Source organism: Streptomyces sp. NPDC046915 (genome assembly GCF_040644935.1).
Taxonomy (GTDB): domain Bacteria; phylum Actinomycetota; class Actinomycetes; order Streptomycetales; family Streptomycetaceae; genus Streptomyces.
In genome coordinates this window covers 78,878-89,491 of sequence record NZ_JBEYXB010000025.1, presented here as the reverse complement: position 1 = coordinate 89,491, position 10,614 = coordinate 78,878, and the positions used below count along the sequence as shown (strand labels likewise).

At 75.3% G+C, this 10,614-nt stretch carries 1 protein-coding gene; it reads right to left on the bottom strand.

Annotated features, from left to right (window positions below):
• Window positions 1-57: 57 nt before the first annotated feature.
• Complete coding sequence (locus tag ABZ915_RS41420; RefSeq protein WP_361814232.1) at window positions 58-10,443, bottom strand: type I polyketide synthase; 10,386 nt, start codon at window positions 10,441-10,443, stop codon at window positions 58-60.
• Window positions 10,444-10,614 lie beyond the last annotated feature (171 nt).

Below are 10,614 nucleotides of genomic sequence, written 5' to 3'. Positions count from 1 at the left end.
GTCAACCAATCTGAAGCGGGCGGTGGTACGTGCCGGTCGGGGCGGAACGCAGGCATGTCAGGACAGCCCCAGTTCCCGGTCCAGTGCCGCGAACAGTTCGTCGTCGGAAGCCCCTTCCAGGTCCTGCTCGGGGGCGTCGGGTTGCGTGTCGCGCGAGTCCTGCCAGCGGCGCAGCACCGCTTCGAGCCGTGCGGTGACGCCGTCCGGGTCCGCCGCGCCGGCGCCGACTGCGGCGAGGGCCGCGTCGAGCTGGTCCAGTGCGGCCGTCAGGGCCCGGCTGCCGTCGTCGGTGTCGGGTTCCAGTACGGAGTCCAGGTAGCCGGCGACGGCGCGCGAGGTCGGGAAGTCGAAGGCGAGGCTGGCGGGCAGGGCCAGTCCGGTGGCCGCGCCGAGCCGGGCGCGCAGTTCGACGACGGCCAGCGAGTCGAAGCCGAGTTCCTGGAAGGAGCGGTCGGCGGCCACGGCGTCGGCGCCGGCGTGCCCGAGGAGTCCGGCGACGTGCGAGCGGACCACCTCCACCAGCGCCCGCTCCCGGCCGTCCGCGTCCAGTCCCGCGAGCTTGCGGCGCAGCTGCTTGGCTTCGTCGGCGCCGCCCCGGCCCTGCTGTCCCGGTGCGCGCACCAGCCCGGCGAGGACGGCGGGCAGCCGGCCGGCGGACGGGCCGCGCAGCACGGCCCGGTCGAGGTCGAACGCGGCGAGGTCGCTCTCGCCGCCGCGCAGTGCCTCGTCGAGCAGGGCGAGGCCCCGGTCGGTGTCGAGGGCGGGCAGGCCGAGGGAGGCCAGCAGCCCCCGCTGCTCGTCGCTCTCCGGGCCGGCCTGCCAGGGGCCGAGGGCCAGCGCGGTGCCGGGCAGGCCCAGGGTGCGGCGGTGACGGGCCAGGGCGGCGAGGCGGGTGGCGCTCGCGGCGGGGGCCGCCTGTCCGGCGCCGTGCATCAGTCCGGCGGTCGAGGTCAGCAGCAGGAACGCGGCGAGGTCCCGGTCCCGGGTGAGTTCGTCGACGATGCGCGCGCCCTCGGTGCCCGCGCGCAGGGCCGCCTCGAACTCGGCCGGGCCGGTGCCGTCGACGAGGGCGGCTTCGGGGGCGGGGGCGAGGTGCACGGCGGCCACGAGGGGGTGCTCGGCGGGGATGCCCGCGAGGAGGTCCGCGAGGGCGGCGCGGTCGCCTTCCGGTGTCTCGCCGGCCGCGATCAGCGTCCGTACCCCGTACTTCGCCGCGAGGTGCTCGGCGATCACGGTGACGGTCGGCTCGGGGGCGCCCGTGATCAGCACCGTGCCCCCGGTCAGGGCGGGCGCGGCGTCCACCGCGGTGACCCGGGTCAGGCGCGGGGCGAACACCGTGCCCGCGCGGACGGCGAGTTCGGTCTGTCCGGTGCCGAGCGCGGCGTACAGGTTCTCCTGGGAGGCGTCGGTGTCGTCGAGGTCCACCAGCAGGAACCGGCCCGGGTGTTCGCCCTGCGCGGCCCGCACCAGCCCCCAGACGGCGGCCTGCCGCGGATCGGCGTCCGCGTCGGGCCGTACGGCGACGGCACCGCGGGTGACGACGGCGAGCGGCGGCCGGTTCCCGTCACCGAGGTGACCGGCGATCCGCTCCAGCACGGCGGCCGCCGCGTCCTCGCCCTCGGGTGTCTCGAAGTCCCCGGGTGTCTCGAACACCTCGACGGCGTCCGGTGCCACGGGCGTGCCCCCGGCCGTCTGTTCCCAGGCGAGCCGGTACAGGGCGCCGGCCGGGGCGCCGCCGCGCAGTTCGGCGGAGGTCACCGGCCGGCGGCGCACCGCGCCCGCCGACAGCACCGGTGTGCCGTCCTCGTCTGCGGCCTCCAGGGTCCAGGCGCCGGTCTCGTCCTCGGTGAGCCGCACCCGCAGGCCGGTGGCGCCGGTCCGGTGGATCCGGACGTCGGACCAGGCGGAGGCGGTCAGCGGCCCGTCGGCGCCGGCGTCGAGCAGGCCGAGGTGCAGGGCGGCGTCCAGCAGGGCCGGGTGCAGCGCGCAGCGGGCGGCGACGGTCTCGCTCTCCTCGGGCAGCGCGATCTCGGCGAACATCTCGCCGCCGCGCCGCCAGGCCGACACGAGGCCCTGGAAGACGGGGCCGTAGCCGTGGCCGCGGGCGAGCAGCCGCTCGTAGAGGTCGTCGACGTCGACCGGCTCGGCGCCGGCCGGCGGCCAGGCGGTGAGGTCGTACGACGGTGCCGCGTCCGCGCGGTCGAGGACGCCCTCGGCGTGCCGGATCCAGGCGTCCTCGGTGCCTTCGGCGCCCCGCGCGTACACGGTCACCGGGCGTCGGCCGTCCTCGCCGGCGGCGCCGACCACCACGTGCAGCGGGACACCGCCTTCCTCGGGCAGCACCAGCGGGGCGTCCAGGGCGAGTTCGGCCAGCCGGTCGCAGCCGAACTCGGCTCCGGCCCGCAGGGCGGCCTCCACCAGGGCGGCGGCGGGCAGCGTGACCGTGCCGAGCAGGTCGTGGTCGGCCAGCCAGGGCTGCGTGGTGCGCGCCGGGCGGCCGGTCAGCGTGGCGCCGCCGCCCGGTCCGGGGGCGGGCACCACGGCGCCCAGCAGGGGGTGGTCGAGGGCGTCGAGGCCGAGCGTGCCGGCGTCGCCGCCCGCGCTCTCGGGCAGCGCCCAGAACCGCTCGTGGCGGAAGGCGTACGTCGGCAGGTCCACGCGGCGGGCGTCGCGCCCGGCGAAGAACGCCTCCCAGTCGACGTCGACGCCCGCGGTGTGGGCGCGGGCGAGGCCGGCCACCAGGGTGTGCTCCTCGTCGCGGTCGCGGCGGGCCAGCGCGACGAACTCGGCGTCCTGGACGGCCTGTTCCGCGTCGGCGAGGCAGGCCGGGCCGAGGCCGGACAGGACGGCGTCCGGGCCCACCTCGACGTAGGCGGTGACACCGGCCTCGCCGAGGGTGCGGATGCCGTCGGCGAACCGCACGGCCTGGCGGACGTGCCGCACCCAGTAGCCGGGGTCGGCGATCTCCTCGGCGGTCAGCAGGCGGCCGGTGACGTTGGAGACGACCGGGGTGTGCGGCGCGGCGGCGGTCAGGTTGGCCGCGACCTCGGCGAACTCGGCGAGCATCGGCTCCATCAGCGGCGAGTGGAAGGCATGGGAGACCCGCAGCCGGGAGGTCTTGCGGCCCTGCCCGGCGAAGTGTTCGGCGATCGCCTGTACGGCGTCCTCGGCGCCGGAGAGCACCACCGAGCGCGGGCCGTTGAGGGCGCCGATGCTCACCTCGGCGGTCAGCAGCGGCAGCACTTCCTCCTCGGTGGCCTGGACGGCGGTCATCGCGCCGCCCGCGGGCAGCGCCTGCATCAGCCGGCCGCGGGCGGCGACCAGCCGGGCCGCGTCCGCCAGGGACAGCGCGCCGGAGACGTGCGCGGCGACGAGTTCGCCGATGGAGTGCCCGGCCAGGAAGTCGGGTCGTACGCCCCACGACTCCAGCAGCCGGAACAGCGCGGTCTCGTAGGCGAACAGGGCGGTCTGGGTGTAGCCGGTGCGGCTGAGCAGCTCGGCGTCCTCGCCCCAGACGACCTCGCGCAGCGGGCGGTCCAGGTGCCGGTCCAGTTCGGCGAGGGCCGCGTCGAAGGCCTCGGCGAACACCGGGAAGGCGGCGTGCAGTTCGCGGCCCATGCCGGGGCGCTGGGCACCCTGCCCGGAGAACAGGAACGCGGTCACCGGGCCGGCCTCCGCCCGCCGGGCCGGTACCGCCCCGGGCGTTCCGCCGGCCAGCGCGGCCAGCTCCCGCCGGGCCTCGTCGAGGCCGGTGACGGTCAGCGCGGCCCGGTGCTCCATCGGGGTGCGTCCGGTCGCCAGCGAGTATGCGACGTCGGCGGGGACGGCGGGACCGGTGGCGGCCGGTCCGTCGAGGTGGGCGAGCAGCCGCCGGGCCTGGTCGCGCAGGCCTTCGGGGTCACGGGCGTTGAGGATCCACGGGACGGGCCGGCCGGGGGTGGCCACAGCGGGCTCGGTGGGCTCGGCCTCCGGCTCGGCGGAGGCGCCGTCGGTGCCGGGGGCCTCCAGGATGACGTGGGCGTTGGTGCCGCTGATGCCGAAGGAGGAGACGCCGGCGCGGCGGGGACGGCCGGTCTCGGGCCACGGGCGGCTCTCGTCGAGGAGGGCGACCGCGCCCGCCGTCCAGTCCACCTTGGTCGACGGCTCGTCCAGGTGCAGGGACTTGGGCAGCACCCCGGCCCGGATGGCGTGCACCATCTTGATCACACCGGCGACACCGGCGGCGGCCTGGGTGTGCCCGATGTTGGACTTGACGGAGCCGAGCCACAGCGGCTGTTCGGCGTCCCGGTCCTGGCCGTAGGTGGCCAGCAGGGCCTGCGCCTCGATCGGGTCGCCGAGCGCGGTGCCGGTGCCGTGCGCCTCGACGGTGTCGACGTCGGCGGTGCCCAGGCCCGCGTTGGCGAGGGCCTGGCGGATGACGCGTTCCTGGGAGGGGCCGTTGGGGGCCATCAGCCCGTTGCTCGCGCCGTCCTGGTTGACGGCCGAGCCGCGGATCACGGCGAGCACCTGGTGTCCGTTGCGGCGGGCGTCGGAGAGCCGTTCGACGACGAGGACGCCGACACCCTCGGACCAGGCGGCGCCGTCGGCGGCGTCGGAGAACGACTTGCAGCGGCCGTCCGGGGACAGCCCGCGCTGCCGGGAGAACTCCACGAACGTCTCGGTCGACGCCATCACGGTCACCCCGCCGACCAGCGCCAGCGGGCACTCGCCCGACCTGAGCGCCTGGGCGGCCAGGTGCAGCGCGACCAGCGAGGAGGAGCAGGCGGTGTCGACGGTCACCGAGGGGCCCTCCAGGCCGAAGGTGTACGACACCCGGCCCGAGCCCAGCGATCCGGCGGCGCTGTTGCCCGCGTAGTCGTGGTACATGATCCCGGCGAACACGCCGGTCGGCGTGCCCTTGAGGCCGGCCGGGTCGATCGCCGCGCGCTCCAGCGCCTCCCAGGCGACCTCCAGCAGCAGCCGGTGCTGCGGGTCGGTGGTCAGGGCGTCGTTCGGGGCGATGCCGAAGAAGGACGCGTCGAAGCCGTCGGCGTCGTGCAGGAAGCCGCCGTGCCGGACGTACACCTTGCCGGGGGTGCCGGGCTCGGGGTCGTAGAGGCCCGCCAGGTCCCAGCCGCGGTTGTCGGGGAACTCGGTGATGGCGTCGATCCCGTCGGTGACCAGGCGCCACAGGTCCTCGGGCGAGTTGGCACCGCCCGGGTAGCGGCAGGCCATGCCGACGATGGCGATCGGGTCGTCGGCGTCCGCCGAGGCGACCGCCGTAGGCGCCACGGCCGCCGCGGTGGAACCGGCGAGCAGCGTGTCGAGATGGTCGGCGACGGCGCTCGCGCTCGGGTGGTCGAAGACCAGGGTGGGCGTCAGCCGGAGCCCGGTCGCGGCGGTGAGCTGGTTGCGCAGCTCCAGCGCGGTCAGCGAGTCGAAGCCGAGTTCGTTGAACGCCCGGTCCGGGCCGACCTCGGCGGCCGACCGGTGCCCGAGGATGGCCGCCACCTGGTTGCGGACCAGCTCCAGCAGGGTGCGGCGCCGCTCCTTGTCGTCCAGCGCGGCGAGCCGGGCCGTCGTGTCCCCGGTGCCCTGGGCGCCGGTGCGGGCGGCGACCCGGGCACGGCGCCGGACCAGTGCGCCGAACTGGGCGGGTACGTCGTCGGCGGCGCGCAGCGCGGCCAGGTCCAGGGCGAGCGGCAGCAGCAGGGACTCGCCGGAGGCCGCGGCGGTGTCGAACAGGGCGAGGCCGCGCTCGGCGGACAGCGCGCCGATGCCGGAGCGGCGCATGCGCTCCAGGTCGGCGCGGGCGAGTTCGTCGGCCATGCCGTCGCCGCTGACCGTGCCGTCGGCGCTCTCGGTGGCCCACAGGCCCCAGGCCAGCGACTGGCCGGGCAGGCCGGCGGCCCGGCGGTGCGCGGCGAGCGCGTCCAGGAAGGCGTTGCCGGCCGCGTAGTTGCCCTGGCCGGGGTTGCCGAGGACACCGGCGACCGAGGAGAACAGCACGAACGCGGTGAGGTCCGTGTCCCGGGTCAGGGTGTGCAGGTTCCAGGCCGCGTCGGCCTTCGGGCGCAGCGACCGGTCGAGCTGTTCGGGGGTGAGGGAGCCGATGGTGACGTCCTCGAGCACACCGGCCAGGTGGACGACCGCGCGGACGTCGTGCGCGGCGAGCAGGTCGCGGGCGGCGGCCGGGTCCGCCAGGTCGCAGGCGGCGAAGGTGACGTCGGCGCCCGCCTGCTCCAGCTCGGCGCGCAGTTCGTCTGCGCCGGGTGCGGCCGGGCCGCGGCGGCTGACCAGCAGCAGCCGGCGCACGCCGTGCGCGGTGACCAGGTGACGGGTCACGAGGCGGCCCAGGGTGCCGGTGGCGCCGGTGACGAGTGCGGTGCTCTCCCCGTCGAAGCGAATCGTTTCGTCCGCTTCGGCCGCCTCCGCGCGCACCAGCCGGGGCGCGTACAGCTTGCCGTCCCGTACGACGAGCTCGGGTTCCCCGGCGGCGACGGCGGCGGGCAGCTGCGGCTCGGGATCGCCCGTGACGTCCAGGAGGACGATCCGGCCGGGGTTCTCGGCCTGCGCGGAACGCAGCAGACCGCGGACGGCGGCACCCGCCAGATCGGTGACCCGCTCGTCCGGCACGGCACCATGGGTGACCACGACCAGCCGCGAGTCGGCGAACCGCTCCTCGGCGAGCCACTCCTGAACGACCGTCAGCACACGACCGGAGGCGGAGCGGACCTGCGCGGGAACGTCGTCGTCCCCCGTCGGCCCGGCGGTGTCGAGGACGAAGACGTCGGGCACCGGCTGCGAGGGGTCGTACTCCTCCCAGCGGCGGAAGTTGACGGCGGCGGGGGCGGACACGGCGGCCGCCGGCCGCAGCTCCACGGCGTACAGCGCCCCGCCGGACGAGTCCTCGGCGGCGGCGACGGGCGCGGCCGGCCGCGACAGCAGCGTGTCGACGGAGAACACCGGGCGTCCCTCGCCGTCCGCGCCGTGCACGGCGATGCCGTCGCCGCCGGCGGGTGCGATCCGTACCCGCAGCCGGGTGGCGCCGACCGCGTGGACCTGGACGCCCCGCCAGGCGAACGGCAGCAGCACCGCGCCCGTCGGGTCGTCGTCCAGCAGCGACCCGTGCAGGGCCGCGTCGAGCAGGGCGGGGTGCAGACCGAAGCGGGCGGCGTCCTCGTGGGCCTGCTCGGCGAGTTCGACCTCGGCGAAGACCGTGTCGCCGTCCCGCCAGGCGGCCGTCAGCCCCTGGAAGACCGGCCCGTACGCGTAACCCCGCTCGTGCAGCAGCCCGTACGCGTCCTCGACCGCGACCGGCGTCGCGGACCGCGGCGGCCAGACGGTCAGGTCCGGGCCCGTACCCACCGGCTCGGTGCCGAGGAGACCCTCGGCGTGCAGCAGCCAGGGCGTCTCCGGGAGGGCGTCCTGCGCGCGCGAGTGGACGCGGACGGGACGGCGGCCCAGCTCGTCCACGGCGCCGACGGACACGCGCAGCGCGATACCGCCGCGCTCGGGCAGGATGAGCGGGGCCTGGAGGACCAGTTCCTCCAGGGTGGGGTTGCCGGTCTGTTCGCCCGCGTGCAGGGCGAGTTCGACGAAGCCGGTGCCGGGCAGCAGCACGGTGCCGAGGACGTCGTGGTCGGCCAGCCAGGGGTGGGTGTCGAGCGCGAGGCGGCCGGTGAACGTCACGCCGTCGTCGTCGGGGGCGGAGACGACCGCCCCGAGCAGCGGATGGTCGGCCGCTTCCACACCGAGCGCGGCGGCGTCCGCTCCCCCGGTGAGCTCGCCGAACATCCAGTACCGCTCGTGCTGGAAGGGGTACGTCGGCAGGTCGACACGCCGGGCTCCCGTGCCCTCGTAGAACGCCGCCCAGTCGACGGCCGTACCGGTGGCGTGCAGCCGGGCCAGCGCGGCGAGCAGGGTGCGGGCCTCGGGACGGTTCCTGCGTACGGCCGCCTCGACCACGGCGTCCTCGACGGTGCCCCGGGTGAGCGCGGTGAGGACGGCGTCCGGACCGAGTTCGAGGAAGGTCTCGACGCCCTTGGACTTGAGGTGGGTGACGGTGTCGGCGAAGCGGACGGCTTCGCGCAGGTGGCGGGTCCAGTACTCCGGGGTGCCCCAGTCGTCGCTCACCTCGCCGTGGACGCCCGCGACGACCGGGATCTCGGGCCGGCGGTGCGTAATGCCCTCGGCGACCTGACGGAACTCGGCGAGGGCCGGGTCCATGAGCGGGGAGTGGAAGGCGTGGGAGACGCGGAGGCGGGTGGTCTTCCGGCCCTGCCCGGCGAACTGGGCGACGATCGCCTCGACGTCGGCTTCGACGCCTGAAACGACCACGGAGGTGGGGCTGTTGATCGCCGCAATGCCGACGGTCTCGGAGACGAGAGGGAGGATTTCGTCCTCGGTCGCCTGGATGGCGGCCATCGCGCCGCCCGCCGGGAGCGCCTGCATCAGACGTCCGCGTGCGGTGACCAGCCGGGCCGCGTCCTCCAGGGAGATCGCCCCGGAGACGTGGGCCGCGGTGATCTCGCCGATGGAGTGTCCGGCCAGGTAGTCCGGGCGGATGCCCCAGGACTCCACCAGCCGGTACAGAGCCGTCTCCACCGCGAACAGGGCGGGCTGGGTGTAGGCGGTGCTGTTCAGCAGCTCCTCGTCCTCGCCCCAGATCACCTCGTACAGCGGCCGTTCGAGGTAGGCGTCCACGGCGGAGGCCACCTCGTCCAGCGCGGCGGCGAACACCGGGAAGGCGGCGTGCAGTTCGCGCCCCATCCCCAGTCGCTGCGCGCCCTGACCGGTGAACAGGAACGCCGTCCTGCCGTCGCGGACCGTCCCGGTGACGACGTCGGCCGACACCGCGCCCTCCGCCAGGGCGGAGAGCCCGCTGAGGAGTTCCTCGCGGGACTCGGCGACGACCACGGCCCGGTGTTCGTGCGGGGTGCGGGTCGTCGCGGCCGAGTGGGCGAGGTCGGTCAGGCCGGCCCCGGCCGTCGCGCGCGCGTGCAGGCGGGTGGCCTGCTCGGCCAGTGCCTGGGGCGTACGGCCCGACAACACCACCGGGACCAGGGGGAGTTCACGCTGCTCGACGGACTCCTCGTCCTCGGCGGCGGGTGCTTCCTCGACGATGACGTGGGCGTTGGTGCCGCTGAGGCCGAAGGAGGAGACGCCGGCGCGGCGGGGGCGGTCCCCGGCCGGCCAGGACACGGCCTCGGTGAGCAGCTGTACGTGTCCGGCTTCCCAGTCGACGTGCGGGGTGGGCTCGTCGAGGTGGAGGGTCTGGGGCAGGACTTCGTGGTGCAGGGCGAGGATCATCTTGATGACCCCGCCGACGCCCGCCGCGGCCTGGGTGTGGGCCAGGTTGGACTTCAGCGAACCCAGGTACAGGGGTTGGTCCTGGGATTCACGCTGACCGTACGTCGCCAGGACGGCCTGGGCTTCGATGGGGTCGCCGAGTTTGGTGCCGGTGCCGTGGGCCTCGACGGCGTCGACGTCGGCGATGGTCAGACCGGCGTTGTCCAGCGCGGCACGGATCACGCGCTGCTGGGAAGGGCCGTTGGGGGCGGTCATGCTGCTGGAGGCGCCGTCCTGGTTGACGGCGGAACCCCGGATCACCGCCAGCACGGGGTGACCGTTGCGGCGGGCGTCCGACAGCCGCTCCAGGACGATGACCCCGACGCCCTCCGAGCAGCCGGTGCCGTCGGCCGACGCGGCGAACGGCTTGCAGCGGCCGTCGGAGGCGAGGCCGCGCTGGTGGTTGAAGTACAGGAACATGTCCGGTTCGGACATGACGGTGACGCCACCGGCGAGGGCGAGCGTGGACTCGCCGGAGCGCAGGGACTGGGCGGCGAGGTGGATGGCGACCAGGGAGGAGGAGCAGGCGGTGTCGATGGTGAGTGCCGGGCCCTCCAGGCCCAGGCTGAACGCGACCCGGCCGGTGACCAGGCTGCCTCCGGTGGTGCCGGACGCCTCGGTGCCCTGGGCGTAGTCGTGGTACATCAGCCCGCCGAAGACGCCGGTCCGGCTGCCGCGCAGTGTGTGCGGGGCGATGCCGGCGCGTTCGATCGCCTCGTGGGACATCTCCAGGAGCAGGCGCTGCTGCGGGTCGAGCGCGAGCGCCTCGCGCGGGGAGATGCCGAACAGGCCGGCGTCGAAGTCACCGGCGCCGTAGAGGAATCCGCCCTCGGTGGTGATCGTGCGGCCCGGTTTGCCGGGCTCGGGATCGTAGAGGTCCGTGGCCCAGCCGCGGTCGGTGGGGAACGCGGAGACTCCGTCGCGGCCCTCGGCCAGCAACTCCCAGAGGTCCTCCGGGGAGTCGACCCCGCCGGGGTAGCGGCAGGCCATGCCGACCACCGCGACCGGCTCGCCGGAGACCTTCCGTTCCGCCTCGGCCAGCCGGGCGCGGGTGTCGCGCAGATCGGCGGTAGCCCGGCGTAGGTATTCGAGAAGCTTCTCCTCGTTGCTCACCGAGCACACCCCTCCTATGTCTTTCGAGCGCGCCGAGGCGAGCCGGAAAACGGCACACGCATTTGACGAACTCACGTCGGACCGAGATACCTGGCAAATTACTTCGCCGCCCGTGGCGAGCCCACCCCTGAGCCCCACCGTGGGACCCCTAGAACCCGCACCCGGCCTGTC